The sequence below is a fragment of the Kitasatospora phosalacinea genome (genome assembly GCF_030268885.1).
GTDB lineage: Bacteria > Actinomycetota > Actinomycetes > Streptomycetales > Streptomycetaceae > Kitasatospora > Kitasatospora phosalacinea_C.
The window spans coordinates 53,768-75,893 of sequence record NZ_BSSA01000009.1 but is presented as its reverse complement, the minus strand read 5'-3'; the positions used below and the strand labels follow the sequence as shown (position 1 = coordinate 75,893).

Annotated in this window: 18 protein-coding genes and 1 riboswitch; of the genes, 9 read left to right on the top strand and 9 right to left on the bottom strand. The window is 76.1% G+C overall.

Features of this window, described 5'->3' with window-relative positions; all coding sequences use genetic code 11:
* Positions 1-88 precede the first annotated feature (88 nt).
* Positions 89-859, top strand: coding sequence for a hypothetical protein (locus QSK52_RS15440; RefSeq protein ID WP_285736619.1), 771 nt, complete (start codon positions 89-91; stop codon positions 857-859).
* A gap of 114 nt (positions 860-973) precedes the next feature.
* On the opposite strand, the gene QSK52_RS15435 is transcribed toward QSK52_RS15440, so the two are convergent.
* Together QSK52_RS15435 and xylB are read right to left on the bottom strand one after the other, a co-directional pair.
* Entirely contained in the window at positions 974-2,260 is a 1,287-nt protein-coding gene (locus tag QSK52_RS15435; RefSeq protein ID WP_285736618.1) for an ROK family protein, read from the bottom strand.
* 145 nt (positions 2,261-2,405) lie between these two features.
* On the bottom strand, positions 2,406-3,833 hold the full coding sequence (xylB, locus tag QSK52_RS15430; RefSeq protein WP_285736617.1) for a xylulokinase: 1,428 nt from the start codon (positions 3,831-3,833) through the stop codon (positions 2,406-2,408).
* 235 nt (positions 3,834-4,068) lie between these two features.
* On the opposite strand from xylB, the gene xylA reads away from it, so the two are divergent.
* Positions 4,069-5,235, top strand: coding sequence for a xylose isomerase (gene xylA, locus QSK52_RS15425; RefSeq protein WP_285736616.1), 1,167 nt, complete (start codon positions 4,069-4,071; stop codon positions 5,233-5,235).
* Between the two features lie 143 nt (positions 5,236-5,378).
* Here the strand turns inward: xylA and QSK52_RS15420 are convergent, their stop codons facing one another.
* The 4 genes from QSK52_RS15420 to QSK52_RS15405 all read right to left on the bottom strand — a co-directional run bounded on the left by QSK52_RS15420 (position 5,379) and on the right by QSK52_RS15405 (position 9,511).
* Positions 5,379-6,398, bottom strand: a complete 1,020-nt coding sequence (locus QSK52_RS15420) for an NADPH:quinone reductase (protein ID WP_285736615.1) — start codon at positions 6,396-6,398, stop codon at positions 5,379-5,381.
* A gap of 415 nt (positions 6,399-6,813) precedes the next feature.
* Complete coding sequence (locus QSK52_RS15415; protein ID WP_285736614.1) at positions 6,814-7,728, bottom strand: aldo/keto reductase; 915 nt, start codon at positions 7,726-7,728, stop codon at positions 6,814-6,816.
* Positions 7,725-8,285, bottom strand: coding sequence for a TetR/AcrR family transcriptional regulator (locus QSK52_RS15410; RefSeq protein ID WP_285736613.1), 561 nt, complete (start codon positions 8,283-8,285; stop codon positions 7,725-7,727). Before QSK52_RS15410 ends, QSK52_RS15415 begins: the two co-directional genes overlap by 4 nt.
* A gap of 86 nt (positions 8,286-8,371) precedes the next feature.
* Entirely contained in the window at positions 8,372-9,511 is a 1,140-nt protein-coding gene (locus tag QSK52_RS15405) for an FAD-dependent oxidoreductase (RefSeq protein ID WP_285736612.1), read from the bottom strand.
* A gap of 124 nt (positions 9,512-9,635) precedes the next feature.
* On the opposite strand from QSK52_RS15405, the gene QSK52_RS15400 reads away from it, so the two are divergent.
* The 4 genes from QSK52_RS15400 (at position 9,636) to QSK52_RS15385 (ending at position 13,037) form a co-directional block, all read left to right on the top strand.
* Entirely contained in the window at positions 9,636-10,253 is a 618-nt protein-coding gene (locus tag QSK52_RS15400) for a TetR/AcrR family transcriptional regulator (protein ID WP_285736611.1), read from the top strand.
* A 91-nt stretch (positions 10,254-10,344) separates the two neighbouring features.
* The gene (locus QSK52_RS15395; RefSeq protein ID WP_285736782.1) at positions 10,345-11,607 is read left to right on the top strand and encodes a sensor histidine kinase; all 1,263 of its coding nucleotides are present in this window, start codon (positions 10,345-10,347) and stop codon (positions 11,605-11,607) included.
* Complete coding sequence (locus QSK52_RS15390; RefSeq protein WP_285736610.1) at positions 11,595-12,245, top strand: response regulator transcription factor; 651 nt, start codon at positions 11,595-11,597, stop codon at positions 12,243-12,245. The genes QSK52_RS15395 and QSK52_RS15390 overlap by 13 nt, the downstream gene beginning before the upstream one ends.
* A gap of 303 nt (positions 12,246-12,548) precedes the next feature.
* The gene (locus tag QSK52_RS15385) at positions 12,549-13,037 is read left to right on the top strand and encodes a protein-tyrosine phosphatase family protein (RefSeq protein WP_285736609.1); all 489 of its coding nucleotides are present in this window, start codon (positions 12,549-12,551) and stop codon (positions 13,035-13,037) included.
* A gap of 63 nt (positions 13,038-13,100) precedes the next feature.
* On the opposite strand, the gene QSK52_RS15380 is transcribed toward QSK52_RS15385, so the two are convergent.
* Entirely contained in the window at positions 13,101-14,264 is a 1,164-nt protein-coding gene (locus QSK52_RS15380) for a phosphoribosylaminoimidazolecarboxamide formyltransferase (RefSeq protein ID WP_285736608.1), read from the bottom strand.
* A 38-nt stretch (positions 14,265-14,302) separates the two neighbouring features.
* Positions 14,303-14,392, bottom strand: a riboswitch (ZMP/ZTP riboswitch).
* A gap of 162 nt (positions 14,393-14,554) precedes the next feature.
* Here QSK52_RS15380 and QSK52_RS15375 point away from each other — a divergent pair.
* Positions 14,555-16,792 carry an MMPL family transporter gene (locus tag QSK52_RS15375; protein ID WP_285736607.1) on the top strand — a complete coding sequence of 746 codons (2,238 nt, stop codon included), beginning with the start codon at positions 14,555-14,557 and terminating at the stop codon, positions 16,790-16,792.
* A gap of 92 nt (positions 16,793-16,884) precedes the next feature.
* Positions 16,885-17,346 (top strand): hypothetical protein, encoded by a 462-nt coding sequence (locus tag QSK52_RS15370; RefSeq protein ID WP_285736606.1) that lies wholly within the window; start codon positions 16,885-16,887, stop codon positions 17,344-17,346.
* A gap of 3 nt (positions 17,347-17,349) precedes the next feature.
* Here QSK52_RS15370 and QSK52_RS15365 read toward each other — a convergent pair whose 3' ends face one another.
* Entirely contained in the window at positions 17,350-17,769 is a 420-nt protein-coding gene (locus tag QSK52_RS15365) for a nuclear transport factor 2 family protein (RefSeq protein WP_285736605.1), read from the bottom strand.
* A 164-nt stretch (positions 17,770-17,933) separates the two neighbouring features.
* On the opposite strand from QSK52_RS15365, the gene QSK52_RS15360 reads away from it, so the two are divergent.
* Positions 17,934-19,400 (top strand): amidase, encoded by a 1,467-nt coding sequence (locus QSK52_RS15360; protein ID WP_285736604.1) that lies wholly within the window; start codon positions 17,934-17,936, stop codon positions 19,398-19,400.
* 79 nt (positions 19,401-19,479) lie between these two features.
* Here the strand turns inward: QSK52_RS15360 and QSK52_RS15355 are convergent, their stop codons facing one another.
* On the bottom strand, positions 19,480-21,474 hold the full coding sequence (locus QSK52_RS15355) for a sigma-70 family RNA polymerase sigma factor (protein ID WP_285736603.1): 1,995 nt from the start codon (positions 21,472-21,474) through the stop codon (positions 19,480-19,482).
* Positions 21,475-22,126 lie beyond the last annotated feature (652 nt).

Below are 22,126 nucleotides of genomic sequence, written 5' to 3'. Positions count from 1 at the left end.
CAGGCCTCGACCGGTGGAGAGATTTGAGCCGCCCGGGTCCCCCCGCGGCTGAAAACCATCCCAGCATCGAAGAGTGGACAGGTAGCACATGCACCGATCCATAGCCCTCCGCGCGACCACCGTCGTGGTCGCCGCCGGGCTGATGTCCGCGCCGGTCGTCGGTTCGGCGTTCGCCAGCAGCAGCACGTACACCTCGCAACTGCGCCAGTCGGTCCCGATCACCGCCGCCGCGTACGGGGAGCAGGAGAAGACCTGCACCGGCGTCCCGGCCTCCCAGGACGGCTGGCACTTCGTCCTCCCGGGCAACGACGCCGACTTCGTCAAGCTCACCGTGACCTTCCAGCCGGGCGGCCAGCAGGTCGTCACCAGCTTCCCCGGCAATCCGGCCGGCAAGCACGCCTACGTGGCCTCGGAGAAGGGGGCCACGCTCGTCTCGGCCGTCGCCGAGGTCCAGGGCGGCAACCAGACCAAGTTCAACCTGTCGCACACCTGCCCGGCCGGCGCGACGGAGACCAGCCCGTCGCCGAAGCCCTCGGAGTCGCCGCTGGAGAGCCCCAAGCCCTCCGCCTCGGCCTCCGCGTCGGTCTCCGCGTCCCCGTCCGGCAGCCCGTCCGGCAGCCCGCGGGGCTCCGCGTCGCCGAGCCCGTCGGCGGGCACCTCCGGGTCGCCGTCGCCGAGCGCCTCGTCGAGCACCTCCGGTGCGGCGGTCTCGCCGAGCGCCTCGGCCTCGACCGGTCCGGCGGGCGACAGCCTGGCGTTCACCGGCGCCAGCGTGATCGGCACCACCGTGGCGGGCCTCGCCCTGCTCGGCGTGGGTGGCGTGCTGGTGGCGCGCCGCCGCAAGGGCGCCCACCGCTGAACCGGGCGGTCCGCCGACTCCCCTGAACGCCGGGCGGGTTGACGGCTCCCGACAGCGGTGCACGAAGACGGCGGGGCCCCGTACGGGACCCCGCCGTTGCGCGTCGGCGACCGGTCAGGCGGCCTCGGGCAGCCAGAGGCCGGCCGGGTCGGTGTGCAGGCTGCGGACGGTGACCAGGGCCGCGCCCAGGACGGGACCGCGGCGGCCCAACATCGAGGCGCGCAGGGCCTCTTCGGGCCAGGGGCGGACCCGGACCAGGGCGGTCAGCTCGGCCCGCATCGCGGGCAGCAGCCACTGCGCGAGGTCGGCGTAGGCGCCGCCGAGGACGAGCGTGGCGGGGTCGACCAGGTTGACCGCGGCGGCCAGTGCGGTGCCGAGCGCGGTGCCCGCGTGCTGCAGCGCACGCCGGGTCCCGGCGTGCCCGGCCTCCGCCCGGCGCACCAACTCCGCGATGGGGTCGGCCTCTTGACGGTCCGCCAGGTACGCCGAGCCGTTCTCCCGGCCGAGTTCGTCCAGTTCCTCGGCGAGCCCGGCGGAGCGGAGCACGGCGGCCAGGGCCGCGTACGGTTCGAGGCAGCCGCGGGCGCCGCAGGAGCAGGTGCGTCCGTCGGGGCGGACGGTGAGGTGGCCGAGCTCGCCGGAGAAGCCCTGGACGCCCCGGAACAGGCGGCCGTCCAGGACGAGCGCGGCGCCGATGCCCTCACCGGCCGAGACGTGCACGAAGGTGCCGCTGGCGGTGCCCTGCCAGAGTTCGGCGAGGGCGCCGAGGTTGGCCTCGTTGTCGACGGCGGGGGCGGTGCCGGGGCCGGGCCAGGAGGCGGCGACGTCGACCTGGTGCCAGCCGAGGTTGGGGGCGTGCTCGATCCGGCCGCCGGGGCTGCCGAGCGGGACGCTGCCGGGAACGGCGAGCACCCGGCCGACCACTCGCAGGCCGAGCGCGACGGCCTCCTGCTCGGCCTGTTCGGCGAGTTCGGCGAGTTCGGCGAGGGTCTGCCCGGCGGGGCGGCCCGCGTTGGCGGCGGGGCGGTGCAGTTCGACCCGGACCTCGCCGCGCAGGTCGAGGACGCAGGCGCTGAGGTGTTCGACGCCGATCTCCAGGCCCAGCCCGGCGGGCCCGTTGCCGTTCAGGACGAGGGCCCGGCCGGGGCGGCCGACCCGGCCGCTGCGTTCGAGTTCGCCCTCCAGCAGGAGGCCGCCGCCGATGAGTTCGTCGACCAGGCTGGAGACGGCGGTGCGGGTCAGCCCGGTGCGGCCGGCCACGTCGGCGCGGGAGAGCGGGTGGGCGGCGGCGACGGTGCGCATCACCAGGGCGAGGTTCTGCCGCCGCATGTCCTGCTGGGAGGCGGGGCCGCGCCTGGTGGCGAGGTCGCCGTCGGGCGGCTGCTGCCCGTCCTCTGTCACGTCTGCCCCGTCCCTCCGTGCCGCTGTCCGGCTGTCCGTCGCTCTGGTCCGTCCGACCCGTCCGGTCCGCGTGGTCCCGTCCGGTCCGTCTGCCGCCGAGTGCCCGTCCGGGCCGCCCCTGGGTGCGGGGCGGCCCGGTGCGGCGTCAGTGCGTGCCGTCCCCCTGCAGGGCGGCCGTCTGCGAAATGGTAGTCGCGATCCGTTCGAGTGCGGCGTCGTCCCGGGTGAGGGCGGGCAGCACGGGGCCGTCGGCGGTGCCCCAGCGGCGGGCGACGGCGTCGGCGCGCTCGCCGGTGAGCAGCGCGGCGGCCTGGGCGGCGGCGCCGAGGGCGACCAGTTCGCGGGCGGCGGGCAGCTGGACGGGGCGGCCGGAGAGGCGGCGGACGGTGTCCTGCCAGGCCCGGCCCTGGGCGCCGCCGCCGATCAGCAGGATCGGCTGCGCGGGGTCGACGGCGCCGGGGCCGTCGGCGGAGAGGACGTCGTCGAGGGCGGCGAGCAGCGAGTACGCGGCGCCGTCGTAGGCAGCCTGGAGGAGCTGGCCGGGGGTGGTGTCGTGGCGCAGGCCGTGCAGCAGGCCGCTGGCGTGCGGGAGGGCGGGGGTGCGCTCGCCGTCGAGGTAGGGCAGCAGGACGGCGCTGCCGCCGGGTTCGACGTCCTGTCGGTCGCGGCCGAGCAGGGTGGCGATCCGGTCGACGGCGAGGGTGCAGTTGAGGGTGCAGGCGAGCGGGAGCCAGCCGTCGAGGGCGTCGGCGAAGCCCGCGACGGTGCCGGTGGGGTCGGCGGGGCGGTTGCGGGTGACGGTGTAGACGGTGCCGGAGGTGCCGAGGCTGAGCACGGGGGTGCCGGGGGCGAGGCCGAGGCCGAGGGCGGCGGCCATGTTGTCGCCGGTGCCGGTGGCGATCGGGGTGCCGGGGCGCAGCGGGCCGCCGGGGAGGGCGTGTCCGGCGGCGGTTCCGGCGGGGGCGACGGCGGGGAGCAGGGCGGGGTCGAGCCCGATGTGGTCGAGGACGGTGGCGTGGTAGCCCTCGGGGGTCCACCAGCCGGTGCCGGAGGCGTCGCCGCGGTCGGTGGTGGCGGTGCCGGTGAGGCGCCCGGTGAGGTAGTCGTGCGGGAGGCGGACGGCGGCGGTGCGGTCGGCGTTCTCGGGTTCGGTGGCGCGCAGCCAGGCCCACTTGGCGGCGGTGAAGGAGGCGCCGGGGACGCTGCCGAGTTCGGCGGCCCACCAGTCGGCGCCGAACTTCCGGACCAGGTCCGCGGCTTGGGGCGCGGAGCGGACGTCGTTCCAGAGCAGGGCGGGGCGGACGGGGGCGCCGTCGGCGTCGAGGGTGACGAGTCCGTGCTGCTGGCCGCCGATGGCCAGCGCCTGGGCGCGGTCGGCCCAGCCGGTGGCGGCGACGGCGGTGGTGAGGGCGTCCCACCACTGGTTCGGGTCGCTCTCCTGGCCGTGCCGGGAGTCGACCCGGTGGGGGGCGCGGCCCTCGCCGAGGATGCGGCCGGTGTCGGCGTCGACGGCCAGTGCCTTGGTGGACTGGGTCGAGCTGTCGACGCCGATCACCACCTGCGGGTGTGCCATGGGAGCTCCTGTCTGCGGTCGTCCGGGCCCTGCGGGAAGCGCTCTCCGGAAGGGTGGATGCGGTCTGTTCCGCGCGGGGGCTTCCCTCGCGGGCTGGCTCATATTAATTTGTCTTCCGGCCTGACGAATAGCCCCCGGTCTGGGTTACCGTCGGTTCCGGCCCCGACCCGTGTCGGGTCACCGGTCGATCCCTCGGTCGATCCACCCGGTCGATCACCAGCCTTTGGAGTACCTGATGAGCCAGCTCAGCCCCACCCCTGCCGACAAGTTCACCTTCGGCCTGTGGACGGTCGGCTGGCAGGGCCGCGACCCGTTCGGCGACGCCACCCGCCCGGCCCTGGACCCGGTCGAGACCGTGGAGAAGCTCGCCGCCCTCGGCGCGTACGGCGTGACCTTCCACGACGACGACCTCGTCCCGTTCGGCTCCTCGGACGCGGAGCGCGAGGCGATCGTCAAGCGCTTCCGCGGGGCCCTGGAGGCCACCGGTCTGAAGGTGCCGATGGCCACCACCAACCTGTTCACCCACCCGGTGTTCAAGGACGGCGCGTTCACCGCCAACGACCGTGACGTGCGCCGCTACGCGCTGCGCAAGACCATCCGCAACATCGACCTGGCGGTCGAGCTGGGCGCGAGCGTGTACGTGGCCTGGGGCGGCCGCGAGGGCGCCGAGCACGGCGCCTCCAAGGACGTCCGGGTCGCCCTCGACCGCCTGAAGGAGGCCTTCGACCTGCTCGGCGACTACGTCACGGAGCAGGGCTACGACCTGCGCTTCGCGATCGAGCCGAAGCCGAACGAGCCCCGCGGCGACATCCTGCTGCCGACCATCGGCCACGCGCTGGCGTTCATCGACCGCCTGGAGCGCCCGGAGCTGGTCGGCCTCAACCCGGAGGTCGGCCACGAGCAGATGGCGGGCCTGAACTTCCCGCACGGCATCGCCCAGGCGCTGTGGTCGGGCAAACTGTTCCACATCGACCTGAACGGCCAGTCCGGCATCAAGTACGACCAGGACTTCCGCTTCGGCGCGGGCGACCTGCGGCAGGCGTTCTGGCTGGTCGACCTGCTGGAGTCCTCCGACTACCAGGGCCCGCGCCACTTCGACTTCAAGCCGCCGCGCACCGAGGACTTCGACGGCGTCTGGGAGTCCGCGGCCGGGAACATGCGCAACTACCTGCTGCTCAAGGAGCGTGCGCTGGCCTTCCGCGCCGACGCCGAGGTCCAGGACGCGCTGCGCGCCGCCCGCCTCGACCAGCTCGCCCAGCCGACCGCCGCCGACGGCCTGGCCGCGCTGCTCGCCGACCGCTCCGCGTTCGAGGACTTCGACGTCACCGCCGCCGCCGAGCGCGGCATGGCCTTCGAGCGCCTCGACCAGCTGGCCATCGAGCACCTGCTCGGCGCCCGCTGACCCGCATCCGCCACGCCCACCGGCCGGCCCCCGCACAGGGGGCCGGCCGGTGCCGCGTCCGGCGCCGCCCGCGCGGTTGCCCGACCGGCCCGGCTGCCCGACCGCTCGATTGCCCGACCGCCTGCCGGGGCCTGCCGGGGGCCTCAGGCCGTGACGTCCACCAGGACCTTGCCGACCGCGCGGCCCTCGACCGCGCGGTGCGCGTCGGCGGTGCGGTCGAGGGGGAAGCGGTGCAGCGGCAGGCCGTGCTCCTCGCCGACCGGCAGCGCCCCGGCGCGCACCGCGGCGGCGACGTCGTGGACGGCCGCGGCGCGCGCCTCCGGACCGGCCAGGTAGAGGACCAGGAACTGGAAGCGCGCGTTGAGCACCATGCTCCGCAGCACGTCCAGTTCGACCGGGGCGCCGCCGTCGTTGGCGTAGGTCGAGATCGTGCCGCGGGTGCGCAGGACGGCGAGGTCCAGGGCGAGGTTCGCGCCGAGGGCGACCTCGGCGACCAGGTCCACCCCTTCCGGGGCCAGCGCGCGGATCGCGGCGGCCGGGTCGCCGCGGCGGTAGTCGACCACGTGGTGGGCCCCGGCGGCGGTGGCCAGCCGGGCCTTCTCCGGGCCGCTGACCGTGCTGATCACGGTGGCGCCGGCCCAGCGGGCGAGCTGGACCACCGCGTGCCCGACGGCTCCGGCCCCGCCCGCGGCGAGCACCGTCCTCCCGTCGAGCGCGCCGGGGTGCAGTCGGCGCGGCCCGTCCTCGGCGACGGTGAGCGCCCGGTGCGCGGTCAGCGCGGGGACGCCGAGCGAGGCGCCGAGGTCGAACCCGGCCGCGTCGGGCAGCGGCACGGCCTGGTCGGCGGGCACCACGGTGTACTCGGCGGCGGTGCCGGTGGGGCGCCCGGCCGCGGCCATGAACACCCAGACGCGCTCACCGACCCGGCTCCGCTCGACCCCCTCCCCGACGGCGTCGACCGTACCGGCGCCGTCGTGGTGCGGCACGACCTCGGGAAACGGCCGGGGATGCCCCGCACCGGAACGCGCCTGCCAGTCGGTCGGATTGACGCCCGACACCGCGATCCGGACCCGCACCTCGCCCGGCCCGGGCTCGGGCGGATCGCGGTCGACGAGCCGGAGGACGTCGGGGGTGCCGTGGTCGTGGTGGACGATGGCTTTCATGATCCTCCTCGGTACGGGGGGACGGGCCCCCGGATGGGACGGAGCCGCCGGCAGGGCAAGGCCCTCCCGGCGGAACAGGACCTCCCTGCGAAGCGGAAGCCTCCGGCGGGGCAAACCCCCGGCAGGACAGGACTCCCGGCGAGACAGGGCCCCGGCGGGATGGCGCTTCCCGGCGCGGCAGGAGCCCCCGGCAGGACAGGACCCCCGGCGGGACAAGGTCTCCCACCGGCCAAAGCCTCCCGGCGGAGCAGAAGCCCGGAGCCTCACGGCAGAACCGTCCGGCAAGGCGGAACCCTCCCGGCGGGACGGACCCTCCGACCGGACAGGGCCTTCCGACGAAGCGGGAGCCGGCGGCAGGACGGGGCCTCGGTGAGGGAGGGGCTCCCGTCGGCCAGAGCCTCCCGGGGTGGGCCGGTCAGTCGAGCGTGGCGTCGTTGGGGCGGGACTCGACGGCGTCGAGGGTGGCGAGGGTCGCGGGGTCGAGGGCGATCTCGCCGACTGCGACGTTGGCCTCCAGGTGGGTGGCGTCGGCGGTGCCGGGGATGAGCAGCACGTTCGGGGCGCGGTGCAGCAGCCAGGCCAGGCCGATCTGGGCGGGCGTGACGCCCAGGGCGGTCGCCGCGACGCGCACCGCGGGTTCGTCGGTCGCCTTGGGCAGGCCGGGGAAGGCGCCGCCGAGCGGGAAGAACGGCACCCAGGCGATGCCCTCGGCCGCGCACAGCCGCAGCATCTCCTCGTCGTCCCGGGCGACCAGGCTGTAGGCGTTCTGGACGCAGACGACGCCGGCCGGCAGGGCGCGCCGCAGGACGTCGTGGCTGACGCTGCTCAGGCCGATCGCGCCGATGCTGCCCTCGTCGCGCAGGGCGGTCAGCACGGCGAGCTGGTCGTCGAGGTCGACCACCTGGTCGCCCTCGACGCGCAGTCCGGGCCCGGTGTCGAGGCGGCGCAGGTTGACGACGTCGAGCCGGTCGGTGCCCAGGCTGCGCAGGTTGGCCTCGACGCTGGCGCGCAGTTGTTCGGGGCGTTGCGCCAGCCGCAGCGGCGGGTGTCCGCCGGGGGCGGGGTCGGCCCCGACCTTGGTGACGACCAGGACGCCGTCCTCGGGGCGCAGCGCCTCGCGGATCACGTCGTTGGCGAACCCGTCGCCGTAGAACTGGGCGGTGTCTACGTGGTCGACGCCCAGTTCGACGGCGCGGCGCAGCAGGGCGAGCGCCTCGTCGCGGCGGCCGTGCAGGCGTTCGAGCTGCAGGGCGCCGTACCCGGTGCGGCGGACGGTGCGGGCGCCCAGCGGGGCGGTCGGTGCGGGCGGCGCGGGCGGGAGGGCGGTCACGGTGCGGTGGTCTCCTCGGTCGGGGTCCGCAGGGCGGTGTAGAGCAGTTCGGCCTGGTAGCGCGCCATGATCCGGTGGGCGATCGGGGCGGCGAGCTCCCGGGCCGGGGCCGGTTCGTGGTGCTGGACCTTCACCAGCCAGGCCGTGACGCAGTCGTGCAGCATGGCGCGCATCCGGTCGGTCGCGTCGACGACGACGGCGCGGACGGCCGGGTCGGTGGTCGCCTCGCTCCAGGTCTGCACGCCGACCCGGGCGTGGACGGGGTCGATCGCGGCGGTCAGCCGGGCGAGCAGTTCCTCGGGGTCGGGCGGGACGTCGGCGGCGGCGTACTCGCCGATGGTGTCGCCGCGGCGGTGGAGCATCTCGCGGGCGGCGCCCCGGACCAGGTCGGCCTTGTTCCGGTAGTGCGCGTAGATCGAGCCGGTCGAGAGGCCCGATTCGGCGCTGATGTCGGCGATCGAGGTCCGTTCCAGTCCGTTGCGGCTGAAGCAGCGGACGGCCGCCTCGGCGATCTGCGTGCGCCGCAGTTCCTTGCGCGCGTCGGTGAGCCGGGGCACTGCGCCCTCCTTCAAAAAGAACGGTGGTTCTGCTTGTTCAGGACACTAGCAGAACCACCGTTCTTTTTGTGCCCTCGCGGGCCGTCTCACCCCGGCAGCGCGCCCGGCCGGTGGTCGTACAGCCAGTCCGTGCTCCGGGCGTACGTGCGGGCGAACACCAGCGGCATCACCGCGTCCCGCACCCGGGCGGCGAACGGACCCGCGGTCTTGGCGCCCCGGTTGGCGGCGGCGGAGCGGGCGAGCCTCCCGGCGCGGTCCGCCCGGCCGCGCTCGAAGGCGGCCAGCGCGGCGGCCCGGTCGGGTTCGCCGTGCAGCGCCCGGGCCAGGGCCACCGCGTCCTCCAGCGCCACGGAGGCGCCCTGCCCCGCACCGACCGGGTGCGCCGCGTCGCCGACCAGCACCCGCCGCCCGTCCTGGCGGCGCGGCACCGGCGGCAGGGCGTGGAACAGGGTGGTGGCCTCGATCCGCGCGCCCGCCAGGATCCGCCGGGGCACCTGCTCGGCCGCGAACAGGTCGGCCAGCTCCTCGACGCCGAGCCCGATCCCGGCCGGTGCGACCGGGTCGGCGATCTGGGCGGACCACCAGACGGTGCCGTCCGGCGCGGGCAGGTGCGCGAACGCGCCGCGCCGCCCGAAGGTCATGTTGAACGTCCGCCCCGGGCCCGCCTCCGGCACGTGCGGCGCGGTGCCCGCGAGCCCGTACAGACCGGCGTACGCGGGCTCGGGCCCGTCCGGGTCGAGCATCCGGCGGACGGCCGAGCGCAGCCCGTCCGCGCCGACCACCAGGTCGGCCCGGGCCGCCGCCTCGTCCGCCGCCGCGCCCGCCCCCTCCCCCGCACCCGCGCCCGTCAGCCGTTCGCCGAGCACGATCCGCGCGCCCAGCCGCACCGCCTCGGCGCGCAGGGCGGCCACCAGGTCGGCCCGCATCAGCGTCACGCTGCGCAGCGGGTCGTCCGCCCTCCGGCCGCGCGGGACGTCGCCGAGCAGCTTGCCGCGGCCCGACCACATCCGCTGCCGGTCGACCTCGAAGCCCGCTGCCCGGACGGCGTCCAGGCAGCCCAGCGACTCCAGCGCACGCAGGCCGTTGACGGCCAGGCTCAGGAAGGCGCCGATCTTGCCCGCCGGGTCCGGGTACGCCTCGTACACCGTCACCTCGGCGCCGATCCGGCGCAGCGCGATCGCGCTCGCCGCACCGGCCACTCCCGCGCCGATCACCACGGTCTCCATGTGCCCCACCCCTCACTGAATCAACATTCAATGAATCTGTATTCACTGAACCGGCCGTCAGTATGATGTCCGCACGAGCGGCGGGTCAAGGCCCGACCGGAACGGGAGAGGGAGGCCGGACGCGATGGGCGTGCGCAAGGCGCAGGCGGCGGAGACCAGGGCGGCGCTGCTGGAGGCCGCCCGGCGGCAGTTCGTCGAGCGGGGCTACCTCAACACCAAGATCACCGACATCACCGCGGCCGCCGGCCGGGCCACCGGCTCGTTCTACGCGCACTTCGCCGACAAGGACGAGCTGCTGCGCGCCCTGCTCGAGGACGTCCGCGCCCAGGCCCGCGGGCAGGTCGTCGCCGAGGTCCACCCGCGCGACCACGACCTCAGCGACCGGGCCCAGCTGCACGCGCACGTCGGCGCGTCCTGGCGGGCGATGCGCGACCACCTGCCGGTCACCGTCGCCGTCTTCGAGTCGATGGTCGCCGAGGGGCCCCGCTCCGGCCGCGCCTGGCAGCGCCTCACCGCGGACACCGACGTCCTGCGCGACCACCTCGACCACCTGCGCGAACAGGGCCACCCGCTGCCCGGCGACCCCGCCCTGCTCGCCCCCGCGATGGGCGCGATGCTCTCCCTGCTCTCCTACGCCCTGCTCACCGCCGACCACCCCGCCCACGACGACGCCGAGGTCGTCGACACCCTCACCGACCTCCTCCTGAACGGCCTGGCCGGCCGCCCCCCGCACGCCCCCTGAACCAGCGGGCGGGGTGGTGCTGGGTTCACCACGAAGTCGGGTGCGGGCTTCATGGTGCGCCCGCGCGGCGGTGCCCTACCGTCGAGGCGTGATGATTCGACCCGGGCCGCGGCGCCCGGCACTCCGAGCCCGGCGGCTGCGGCGCGACGCCGGCTTCCTGGCCGTCGGCGTCCCGCTGCACCTGGCCCTGGTGCCGGTGTGGAGCTGGGCCGCGACGTTCACCGCCAGGACCGGGCACTGGAAACCGGCCTTCCAGGTGGCGGCCGTCCTGGTCGTGCTCGGCGCCCCGCTGCTGACGGCCGTCCAGCGGGTCCGCCACCGCGCCTTCCTCGGGGTGGACGTGGCACCCCCGGAGCCCGACCCCGGGCCGTGGTCGTGGGCGGTGGCGGCCCGGCAGGTGTCCCGCTGGCTGTCCTCGGCGCAGACCTGGCGCCAGGTCGGCTACCACCTGCTGCTGGGCCCGCTGCTGGCCGCCGCGGAGCTGCTGGTGCTGGCCGCCGCCGTCGCGGGCCTGGCCGGCGCCACCGCCTACGGCTGGGCCTGGGCGGTGCCCGCGCCGGGCCGCCGGGGCTGGCTCGGGTACGCGACGCAACTGCCGTGCTACACGCTGGCCGGGCTGCTCCTGCTGGCCGCCCTGCCCTGGCTGGCGGGCGCGACCGCCCGGGGCGAGTCGCGCGCGGCCGCGGCCCTGCTCGGCCCCAGCCGCTCCCAGCGGCTCCAGCGGCGGGTCGAGCACCTGGCGGAGAGCCGCACCGGCCTGATCGAGGCGGTCGACGCCGAACGCCGCCGCATAGAACGGGACCTGCACGACGGCACCCAGCAGCGGCTGGTCTCGCTCGCCGTCAACCTCGGCCTGGTCCTGGCCACCACCCCCGACCTGCCCGCCGGGGCCCGCACGGCCCTCGCCGAAGCCCACCTGGAGGCCAAGGACGCCATCGCCGAACTCAACGACCTGGTGCGGGGGCTGCACCCCGCCGTGCTGGAGGACCGCGGGCTGGACGCGGCGCTGTCCGGCCTGGCCGCCCGGCTCCCCGTGCCGGTGCGCCTGCGGGTCGACCTCGACGAGCGGGTGCCGCCCGGCGTGGAGTCGGTGGCCTACTTCGTGGTCTCCGAGGCGCTGACCAACGTGACCAAGCACGCCGGGGCGACCCGCACCGAGGTGACGGTGGAGCAGGTCGGTCCGGTGCTGCGGGTGAACGTCACGGACAACGGGCTCGGCGGCGCCGACCCCTCCGCCGGGACGGGGCTGAGCGGGCTGGCCAGACGGGTCGGCTCGGTCGACGGCTCCTTCCACGTCACCAGCCCCGTGGGCGGGCCCACCACCGTGACCGCGGAGCTGCCGTGCGCGCGGTGATCGCCGAGGACTCGGTGCTGCTCCGGGTCGGCCTGGTCAAGGTGCTGGAGATGGGCGGCTTCCAGGTCGTCGCCGAGGTCGGCGACGCCCCGTCCCTGCTGGCGGCGGTCGAGCAGCACCGGCCCGAACTCGCCCTGGTCGACGTCCGGATGCCGCCCGCCTTCACCGACGAGGGGGTGCGCGCCGCCCTGGAGATCCGCCGCAGCCGACCGGGGACGGCAGTGGTCCTGCTCTCCCAGTACGTCGAGGAGCGCTACGCGGCCGACCTGCTGTCCGCCGACACCAGCGGCGTCGGCTACCTGCTCAAACAGCGCGTCGCCGACGTCACGGAGTTCGTCGAGACGGTCCGCCGGGTCGCCGCGGGCGGCACCGCGCTGGACCCGCAGGTCGTCGCCCAACTGCTGCTGCGCCGCAGCAGCGACCCGCTGGAACGGCTGACCCCGCGCGAACGGGACGTCCTGGCCCTGATGGCGGAGGGGCACTCCAACACCGGTATCGCGGAGAGCCTGACGATCGGTGAGAGCGCGGTCGCCAAGCACATCAACAACATCTTCGCCAAGCTCGACCTCCCGGTCGCCGACACCGGCCACCGCCGCGTCCTGGCCGTGCTGCGCTTCCTCGGCACGTCCCAGGCCTGAACGGACCGGGTCCGGTCGAACCCGCCTCCCCCGCCCCCGGCGGGCGGTGCTAACCTCGGCACACCGCCCGCCGCCGCGCCGCACCCGTCCCTCCGCGTGCCCGCCCCTCCGCGCGCCCGTCCGGCCGTTCCCCCGCCGCCGACGCCCCGGTCCGCCGTCCTGCCGACCGCCGGGCCGTCCCGCGCACCGCGCCACGCCGTCCCGTGCGCCGCGCCACGCCGTGCGCCTCACCGCTCACCGCTCGCCGGCCGGTGCCCCCGCCCGACCGAACACCCCTGTCCCGACCGGAGGTCGACCCCCGTCATGCGCCCCACCCTGTTCACCGTCGACCGGTCCGGCCCCGGCCGGCTCAGCACCATGGCCCGACCGCGCGGCGGCGACTGGCTGGCGGACGAGACCGCGGCACTGACCGCCCTCGGGGTGAGCGAACTGGTCAGCGCGCTCACCCCGGCGGAGTCGGCCGAACTCGGGCTGGAGGCGGAGGCGTCCCTCGCCCGGGCCGCCGGGCTGCGCTTCACCGCCGTGCCGATCCCGGACCGCACCGTCCCCGCCCTGCCCGAAGTCCTGCCGGTGCTGGACGGGTTGGCGCGGCGGCTGGCCGCGGGCGACCACCTGGTGGTGCACTGCCGGGCCGGGATCGGCCGCTCCTCGCTCCTGGCGGCCGCCGTCCTGGTCCGCTCCGGCGCCGACCCGGACGACGCCTGGGAGCGGATCGCCCGGGCCCGCGGCCTGGCCGTCCCGGACACCCCCGAACAGCGCGCCTGGACCGACCTGCTGCCCCGGCCGCGGTGACGGCACCCCGGCCGCCGGGTCGCCGACGGGCCTCCCGGCGCCGGGCGTCCCGGCGCCGGGCCGTCAGTGGTGGAACAGCCGCAGCCCGGTGTGCACCAGCGCGATGCCGTGCTCGGCGCAGGCGGCCTCGACCTCGGCGGAGCGCACCGAGCCGCCGGGTTCGGCGATCGCGCGGACCCCGTGGCGGCGGGCGTGGTCCACGTTGTCGCGGAACGGCAGGTAGCCGTCGGAGACGAACGCGACGCCGTCCAGGCGGGCCGTCCAGGCGGCCCGCTCGGCCGGGCCGAGTTCGTCCGGCACGTCGCCGCCGCGCAGGGCGGCGGCGAACCGGGTGCGCTCGTCGGGCGTCAAGTCGCCCTCCAGGTAGCGGATCTGCCAGTTGACCCGGTCCTGTCGGCGCACCTCGGGCCGGAAGTCCAGGGCCCGGACGGCGGGGTGGCGGCGCAGCCACCAGGTGTCGGTCTTGGCGCCCGCCAGCCGGGTGCAGTCGACCCGGGACTGCTGGCCCGCGCCGATGCCGAGGGCGGCGCCGTCGCGCAGGTAGCAGACCGAGTTGGACTGGGTGCGGCGCAGCACGGCCAGGCCGAGCAGCAGGTCCTCGGCGGCGCCGAGGGCGAGGGTGCCGACCCGGACGTCGGTGAGCAGGTCGGCGCCGAGCGGGGCGGTGTCGGTGTCCTGGACCAGGCGCAGTCCGTGCACCTCGCGGCGCTCGACGGCGGGCGGGCGGTGCCCGGGGCGGGCCTCCAGGACGAGGTAGCGGCCGTTCTTCTTGCGGGCCAGCACGCCGAGCACGCCGGGCGCGTAGCCGGGGGCGACGATGCCGTCGGAGACCACCCGGGCCAGCAGGTCGGCGAGTTCGAGGTCGACCTCGTGCGAGACCGCGACGAAGTCGCCGTAGGAGGACTTCGGGTCGGCGTCGCGGGCCCGCAGGTAGGCGGAGGTGAGCGGGCCGACGGCGGCCGGGTCCACGGCGTACAGCTCGGCGGTGACCGGGTCGACCGGCCCGGCGAGGGCGGCGCCGGCCGGGGAGACGTGCTTGAACGAGGCGGCGGCGGGCCGGCCGAGGAGCGCGGCGGCCTCGCTGACGAGCTGCCAGGCGTTGAGCGCGTCCAGCAGGTTGACGTACGAGGGCTGCCCCTGCAGCAGTTCCAGCGGCAGCTCCGCGCCGGGCAGCGGCTCGACGCGGGCGTTGGTGTTCTGCGGGTTGATCCCGTACCGAAGGTCCATCGTGGTGGCCCCCTCCGTGAAGTCGACGTGACGGCTTCGGAGGACACCCAGGCGGACGGTGCCGGTCCCGTGCTGTGCTGCGCCGCTCCCCGGTGGTGCTCCACCTCTCGCCAGTCGCGACGCGCCGATGCTAGCAGCGCCCGGGGCGGGCGCCGGGGCCCGGCCGGGCAGTGGCGTACGGGTGGGTTCGGCCGTGTCGCGGGGCGGGTGGACGGGCGGCTGGCGGGGGCGTGCCTACCGTCGGAGTCCCGTCACCGTGCACGGGTGGCGCTGTGCCCCTGGGAGGGTCGATGTCCTCGTCCGACGCCGCGTCAGTGTCCGGACCGCCGCCGCGCCGCGGGTGGTTGTGGCGGTTGGGCGGGTGGTGCGCCCGGCACCCGGTGGTGGTGGTCGTCGGCTGGCTGGTGGTGCTGGTGGGGGTGCAGGTCGCGGACCGGGCCGTCGGCGGTGCGTACTCGGACGACTTCTCGCTGCCGGGCACGCAGGCGCAGGACGGCGCGGACGTGCTGGCCGCGCACGAGCCCGCGGTCGGCGGGACGAGCGCGCAGGTGGTGCTGCACGACGGGCAGCCGCTGACGCAGTTCCAGGCGCAGGTCGACCAGGCGGTGACCTCCCTGCAGCACCTGCCGCACGTGCTGTCGGCGCAGGACCCGCTGCCGCCGCCGGGCCAGGCGCCGCAGCCGGGCGGCCCGCTGTCCGCGGACGGGCAGACGGCGTACGTGACGGTGCGTTTCGACGGGGCGCCGGCCACCTTCGGCGACGACTACCTGGACCAGGTGGACGCGGCGGTGGCGCCGCTGCGGCAGGCGGGTGTGCAGGTCGAGTACGGGGGCCCGCTGGGCGAGTTGGCGCGGCCGGCGCCGAGCGACCGGGTGAGCGAGCTGATCGGGTTCGGGGTCGCGGTGGTGGTGCTGCTGGTCGGGTTCGGCAGTGTGATCGCGGCGGGGCTGCCGCTGGTGAGCGCGCTGCTGGCGGTGGTGGTGGGCCTGGGGCTGCTGGGCCTGCTGGCGGCGCTGACCACCTTCGCGACGGTCGCGCCGACGCTGGCGACGATGATCGGGCTGGGCGTCGGGATCGACTACGCGCTGTTCCTGCTGACCCGGCATCGGCAGGACCTGATGGACGGCCTGGACCCGCGGGCGGCGGCCGGGCACGCGGTGGCGACCAGCGGCCGGGCGGTGCTGATCTCCGGCACCACGGTGGTGATCGCGCTGGCGGGCCTGTCGGTGTCGGGCATCTCGTTCATGGCGAAGCTGGGCCTGGCGGCGGGCGTCACGGTGGTGACGGCGGTGTGCGGCGCGCTGACGCTGCTGCCCGCGCTGATGGGCCTGATCGGCCGCCGGATGGACCGCTACACCGTCCGCACGCCGGTCGCCGAGGGGGGCGCGGGGGCGGACGGGGCGGACGGGGCGTCGTCGAGCGGCATGTGGCACCGGTACGCGCGGCGGGTCGAGCAGCGCCCGTGGTGGTACCTGGCGGCGGGGCTGGTGACGGTGCTGGTGCTGGCGGTGCCGCTGCCGTCGATCCGGCTCGGGCACATCGGGGACGGCGCGGACCCGACCTCGTTCACCGACCGGCGGGCGTTCGATCTGATGTCGGCGGCGTTCGGCCCGGGCTCCAACGGCCCGCTGACGGTGGTGGTCGACCAGAGCGCGGTCGCCGTGGCCGACCGTCCGGCGCTGGCCTCCGCCGTCCAGCAGGCGCTGACCGGCGTGCCGGACACCACCGGCACCGTGCCGCCGCTGCAGACCAGTGCGGACGGCGACGTGCTGTTCACCACCGTCACGCCCGCGCAGGCCCCGCAGGAGCAGGCGACCACCGACCTGGTCGGCCACCTCGCCGACACCGTGCTGCCGGACGCGGTGAGGGGCACGCCCGCCGCCACGTACGTCACCGGCACCACCGCCGCCCAGGTCGACTTCCTGGACCTCGTCGCCGGCCGCCTGCTGCCGATCATCGCGGTGGTGGTGGCGCTGGCGTTCCTGATCATCCTGCTGGTGTTCCGGGCGCCGCTGGTCGCGCTGAAGGCGGCCGTGCTCAACCTGGTCTCGATCGCCGCCTCGTACGGGGTGCTGGTCGCGGTGTTCCAGTGGGGCTGGGGCGGGCCCGCGCTCGGGGTGTCGGGCAAGGTGCCGATCGAGAGCTACGTCCCGATGATGATGTTCGCGATCGTCTTCGGCCTCAGCATGGACTACGAGGTGTTCCTGCTCTCCCGCGTCCACGAGCGCTGGCGCCTGACCGGCGACAGCCGCGGCGCGGTCGCGCACGCGCTGGAGACCACCGCGCGGGTGATCGGTTGCGCGGCCCTGATCATGGTCAGCGTGTTCGCGGCGTTCGTCGTCAGCGACGACGTGGTGGTCAAGATGATGGGCCTGGGCCTGGCCGTCAGCGTCCTGATCGACGCCACCGTGGTGCGCCTGCTGATGGTCCCCGCCGCGATGACCCTGCTCGGCGGCGCCGCCTGGTGGACCCCGCGCTGGATGGACCGCCTGCCCGACCTCGACGCGGAGGGCCTCAGGAGCGGCTGACCCGCTCCCCCGCCCGCCACCGGTGGCCCCCACCCTGGGTGGGTCGACCGCCCGGCCCGTCGGGCGGTGCAGTGGAGGGGGAACCGAGCACCGTGAACGCCTGGTTGGGCACCGCGATCGCCCTGGCCGCGCTGGCCCTGTCGGCCGCCACCGCGTACCAGCAGCACCGCAACCGCCGTCGGGAGGGGCGGGCCGCCGAGGTCACCGCGTACTTCCACCGGACGGCGGAGTACGCGCGGGTGAAGCTCCCGGACGGGACGGTCCGGGAGGCCGGGTACCACCTGGTGGTGTGGAACCGCGGGCCCGCGCCCGCGACCGCCGTGCAGCTCGAACTCACCGCCGCGGACGGGGAGTCGGTGCAGCTCGCCGACCTCGGGGCGGACGAGTTCCCGCTCTCCCGGATCGACCGCGACGGCCGCTACCCGCTGCCGTGGCTGCCCGTCGGGGACGGGCAGCGCGGCGGGCGGCGCTTCACCGTCCGGCTGCGCTGGCAGGACGGCAACGGCCCGCAGGAGCGGCTGCTGCCGCTGCGCAAGGGGCAGACCAGCCTCTGAACCTCACCCGGCCGCGGGAGCGGACGCGGCGGCCATGAGCTGCAGCAGGTAGGTGACGTCCCGTTCGAAGGTGAGCTCCTGCAGCACGGTGGCCCACCGGCCGTCCACCCGGCGCCAGACGAAGGCGTAGCGGGCGGGGACGCCCTGCTCGCAGCGGTACACGACGACGGTGCCCTGGTCGCCGTGCCGGGTGGTGGCCAGGAAGCGGATGTCGTCGGTGCCGCCGCCGACCGCCTGCCCCTGCGCGGCCAGGGCCCGGAACCGGGCCATGAAGTGCGCCTTGGTCAGCCGCACCACCTGGCCCGCCTCGTCGATCCGCAGGTTCTCGAACTCCTCGTCGTAGAGCGCGTCCAGCGCCTCCACGTCCATCGCCGCGCCCGCGGCCAGGTACTCCCGCATCCGTGCGACCAGCGTCTCGTCCATGGTTCCCGTCCTCTCCCACCGGTGGTGCTCCGTCGACCACCACGCTGCCCGCCCGTACCGTCAGATCGCTCTCAACCCGCTGTCACCGCACTGTCGTTGTGGGCGAACCGGTTGCCCCGGGCGGTGTTTCGTGCCCTTCCCGAGGGGGCCGTACGGTCCTGCACATGGACAAGTGGACCTATGCGACGGCCGAGGAACTCACCGCAGCCCTGCGCTCCGGGGACGTCACCTCGGCGGAACTGACCGAGGGCGCGATCGCCCGGATCGAGCGGGAGGACGGGGCGGTCAACGCGATCTGCGCGCCGGACTTCGAGCGGGCCCGGGCGGCCGCGCGGCAGGCCGACCTGGCCCGGGCGCGCGGGGAGGACCGGCCGCTGCTGGGCATCCCGCTCACCGTCAAGGAGTCGTACAACGTCGCCGGGCTGCCGACGACCTGGGGCCTGCCGGAGTTCCGGGAGTACGTCCCGGCCGAGGACGCGCTGCAGGTGGCCCGGGTCAGGGCGGCCGGCGCGGTGGTGCTCGGCAAGACCAACGTGCCGCTCGGGCTGCGGGACATCCAGACCTACAACGAGATCCACGGCACCACCAACAACCCGTGGGACCACGCCCGCACCCCCGGCGGCTCCTCCGGCGGGTCGGCGGCCGCGCTGGCCGCCGGGTACGGCCCGCTGTCGCTGGGCACCGACATCGCGGGCTCGCTGCGCACCCCCGCCCACTTCTGCGGCGTGTACGCGCACAAGCCGACCCTGCACCTGCTGCCCACCCGCGGCATGGTCCCGCCGCGGGTGCCCGCGCTGCCCGCCGACATCGACCTCGCCGTGGTCGGCCCGATGGCCCGCTCGGCCCGCGACCTGGCCCTGCTGTTCGACGTGATGACCGGCCCCGACCCGCTGACCCTCGGCGTGGCCCACACCACCGTGCTGCCGCCCGCCCGGCACGAGCGGCTGCGCGACTTCCGGGTCCTGCTCCTGGACGCGCACCCGCTGGTCCCGGTCGGCGCCGACGTCCGCGCGGGCCTCGCCCGGGTCGCCGACGCGCTCGCCGACGGCGGCGCCCGCGTCGAGCACCGCAGCCCGCTGCTGCCCGACCTGGCCGAGGCCGCCGAGGTCTACGCGCTGCTGATGTTCTCCGCCCTCGGCGCCACCTTCCCTCCCGCCATGTACGAGCAACTGCGCGCCCAGGCGGCCGGGTTGGACGCCGACGACCACAGCCTGGCGGCCGCCCGGGTGCGCGGCGTCTCGCTCTCCCACCGTGACTGGGTGGCCGCCGACCAGCGCCGCGAACTGCACCGCCGCGGCTGGCGGGAGCTCTTCGCCGAGTTCGACGCCGTCGTCGCCCCGATCACCCCCACCGCCGCCTTCCCGCACCAGCAGGACCCCGACCTGCTGGGCCGCCGGATCACCGTCGACGGCACCACCCACCCCTACTTCGACCAGCTCGCCTGGGCGGGCGTCGCCACCATGCCGGGCCTGCCCGCCACCGCCGTCCCCACCGGGCCCTCCGCCGACGGCCTCCCGGTCGGCGTCCAGCTGATCGGCCCGATGTACGAGGACCGCACCCCGCTGCGCCTCGCCGAACTGCTGGAGGAACGCCTCGGCGGCTTCCGCGCCCCGGCCGCGCTGAGCCGTTGAGCTGTTGAGCTGCTGAGCTGCCGGCCCGTCGGGCCGTGGGCTGCTCGGCCGCCGCGCGCCGATGGTGGCGCGCGGCGGGTCAGCGGGCGGCCTGGTAGGCGCGGCCCGCGGCGGTGGGGGTGGTGCCGTCCGTGAACAGGCCGCTGCTCGGCTTCGCCGGGTCCGCGCCGAGGCCGAACCAGGCGTAGCGCTGGAGGTAGGGCAGCGCGTCGAGGGCCTCGGTGGAGGCGGTGACGAAGGCGGCCTGCTGGTCGGCGGTGGGGAAGCGGGTGCCCCGGGAGAAGTCGATCAGGGCGTACTCGGTGAGCCAGATCGGCTTGTGGTAGCGCTGGTGGACGGCCTCCAGGTAGGAGGTCAGCTGCTGGACGGCCTGCGGGGAGCGGAAGTCGCCGCCGTACCAGTGCAGCGCGACGAAGTCGACCCGGTACCCCTTGGCGGCGGCGCCGGACATGAACCGGTCCAGCCAACCGCCGGGCGTGTCGGCCCCGTACGCGACGGCCGGGCTGCCCAGCGTCTGCCCGGCCTGCATCAGCTTCGGCCACAGGTCCAGGGCCTGGTCGACCGTCATGTTCGACTGGGCAGCCATGTCGGGCTCGTTGAAGCCGAGCAGGTAGGGGCCGTTGGCGCGGGCCTGGGCGAGGGCGCCGTCGGTGACGGAGGACGCGCCCCAGATCATCGGGACGAAGGACGCCGAGGGGGGCGTGGTGATGCCGGGGTGCTGCGGCGCCCAGGTGTAGTACCAGCCCGCCCCGGAGGCGGCGAGCGCCTGGTTCACCCCGTCGAAGGACCACACGCCGACGCCCTTGCGCGCGGACGCGACGGTCCGGGGCGGCGTACCGGTCGGGGACGGGGAGGCGGCCGGTGGGGCGGACCGCGCGGGGGACGGCGGGGCCGGGTCCGACGGTGCGGGCGAGGCCGTGCCGGGCAGGGGCGCGGCGGCCGTAGCAGCCGTGGCAGCCGTGGCAGCCGTGGGCAGGACGGCCTCGGCGGCGACCGCGGGCGGCGCGGTCGCCGCCGTCGGGGCGGCGGCGGGCCGCCCGGGGGTGAGCGCGGCCCCGACCAGGACGGCGGCCGCCGCCAGCGCCACGACCGCGCCGCCGAGCACCGGCTTGGGGACGCGGACGCCGGAGGGTGCGCGCCGGTGCCCGGACCGCCTGCGGGGCCGGTGTCCGCCCTGCTCCGACCGCGGGCCCGTACCGTCCGACCCCGGACCGTCCGACCCCGGACCGTCCGACCCCGGGCCGTCCGGCCCCGGGCCGTGCGTGGTGAGGGCGTGGAGGATCCGGGACGGGTCGAGGGTCGGCGGGACGGCGAGCAGCGGCAGGCCGTACAGCAGCCGTTCGGCGGGGAGCAGCCCGTGCCGGGTGTCGGTGCAGCGTTCGCAGTCGCGCACGTGGCGGGCCAGGCGCTTGCGCCAGAGCGGGGCGGGGGTGCCGTTCCAGCCGGTGGCGGCCGCGTCCAGGGCGGGGCAGCGCGGGTCGGCGGCGAGGGCGCGCACCACCAGGCGGGAGAGTTCGAGCTGCTTCTTCATCCGGCCGGTCCGGACGGCGGCGTGGCCGGGGCTGAGGCCGAGCGCGGAGACCAGGTCGGCCTGTTCGAGTTCGCCGGTCTCCTTGAGCCACCACAGGGCGAGCAGTTCGCGGTCGTCGGGATCGAGCCAGCGGGTGGCCTCGGCGGTCTCGCGGCGCTGTTCGGCGAGGCCGAGGCGCAGGACGGTGAGGCCCGCGAAGTCCAGTGCGGGGTCGGGTATCGCCTCGGCGTCCTCCAGGCGGGCGGAGCGGTCGAGGGCGGCGGCCCGGTCCTGCTGGCGGTTGCGGACCTGCCGGACGGCGATGGCCACCAGCCAGGACCGGAAGGCGGCGGGGTCCCGCAGGTCGGACAGTCCGCGGACCGCGCGCAGCAGCGTCTCCTGCACGACGTCGTCGGTGTCGGCGTGGCCGTTCAGCGCCCGGCCGACGATGTTGTAGACCAGCGGCAGGCTCCGGGCCACCAGTTCCTCGAGCGCACGGCGGTCGCCCGCACGCGCCGCGGCGACCGTCCCGGTGTCGGGTCCACTGCGTCCGGTGTGCGGCATGGGTGCGTTCCTCCAGGTGGGGTGCGGGCGGCGGCGTTCTCCGTCCTCGGAGACCGTCCGCGGGGGCGGCCGCCAACAGAAATCTCCGGGCCGCGGTGAGATTTCTGTTATCGGGCGCGTCCGGCGGGGTCACCGATACGTGGTCACCGGTGGTGCGTGCGCACGCACCGCCGGGGGGAGCCGGGAAGGAGGCACAGCATGGCACGCGAGCAGCGCGGCCCCGGCGCGGGGTCGGCCTCCGTCCGGCGCGCCCGCTCCCGCGCCCGCTCCCCCGACTGAGCCTGGTGGACGGGTGGCTCCCACCGCCCGTCCGCCTCCGTCCCCGCCGGTCCGGGCGCTACCCCGGCGCCCCCACCCGGGCCCGGCGGGGCCACTGCCGGGCACCGCGCCTTTTCCCCTGCACCGGGCGCGGTGCCCGGCCCTTCCGCGGCCGTGCACCGGGCAGGAGCCGGACCTGCCGCCGGAGCCGTGCGTGCTGAACGTCTTCGCCTGCCCGGCCGATCCGGCGCACCCGCCCGGCTGGTGCGTCCAGTGGTCCGGCCGGGCGGCCTGTTACAGTCGGAGGGTCCGGAGCGGCGCAGCAGGTGCGCACGCGAGGTGCGGAAGAGGGACAGCAGTGGCGGGTGACGACGACATCTCCGGGTGAGACCCG

Bases quoted from the DNA above. Each gene is read 5' to 3' on its own strand.
- QSK52_RS15440 (WP_285736619.1), top strand. From the start codon at position 89: ATGCACCGATCCATAGCCCTCCGCGCGACCACCGTCGTGGTCGCCGCC.
- xylB (WP_285736617.1), bottom strand. From the start codon at position 3,833: ATGGCACACCCGCAGGTGGTGATCGGCGTCGACAGCTCGACCCAGTCC.
- xylA (WP_285736616.1), top strand. From the start codon at position 4,069: ATGAGCCAGCTCAGCCCCACCCCTGCCGACAAGTTCACCTTCGGCCTG.
- QSK52_RS15420 (WP_285736615.1), bottom strand. From the start codon at position 6,398: ATGAAAGCCATCGTCCACCACGACCACGGCACCCCCGACGTCCTCCGG.
- QSK52_RS15405 (WP_285736612.1), bottom strand. From the start codon at position 9,511: ATGGAGACCGTGGTGATCGGCGCGGGAGTGGCCGGTGCGGCGAGCGCG.
- QSK52_RS15400 (WP_285736611.1), top strand. From the start codon at position 9,636: ATGGGCGTGCGCAAGGCGCAGGCGGCGGAGACCAGGGCGGCGCTGCTG.
- QSK52_RS15395 (WP_285736782.1), top strand. From the start codon at position 10,345: ATGATTCGACCCGGGCCGCGGCGCCCGGCACTCCGAGCCCGGCGGCTG.
- QSK52_RS15385 (WP_285736609.1), top strand. From the start codon at position 12,549: ATGCGCCCCACCCTGTTCACCGTCGACCGGTCCGGCCCCGGCCGGCTC.
- QSK52_RS15380 (WP_285736608.1), bottom strand. From the start codon at position 14,264: ATGGACCTTCGGTACGGGATCAACCCGCAGAACACCAACGCCCGCGTC.
- QSK52_RS15375 (WP_285736607.1), top strand. From the start codon at position 14,555: ATGTCCTCGTCCGACGCCGCGTCAGTGTCCGGACCGCCGCCGCGCCGC.
- QSK52_RS15365 (WP_285736605.1), bottom strand. From the start codon at position 17,769: ATGGACGAGACGCTGGTCGCACGGATGCGGGAGTACCTGGCCGCGGGC.
- QSK52_RS15360 (WP_285736604.1), top strand. From the start codon at position 17,934: ATGGACAAGTGGACCTATGCGACGGCCGAGGAACTCACCGCAGCCCTG.
- QSK52_RS15355 (WP_285736603.1), bottom strand. From the start codon at position 21,474: ATGCCGCACACCGGACGCAGTGGACCCGACACCGGGACGGTCGCCGCG.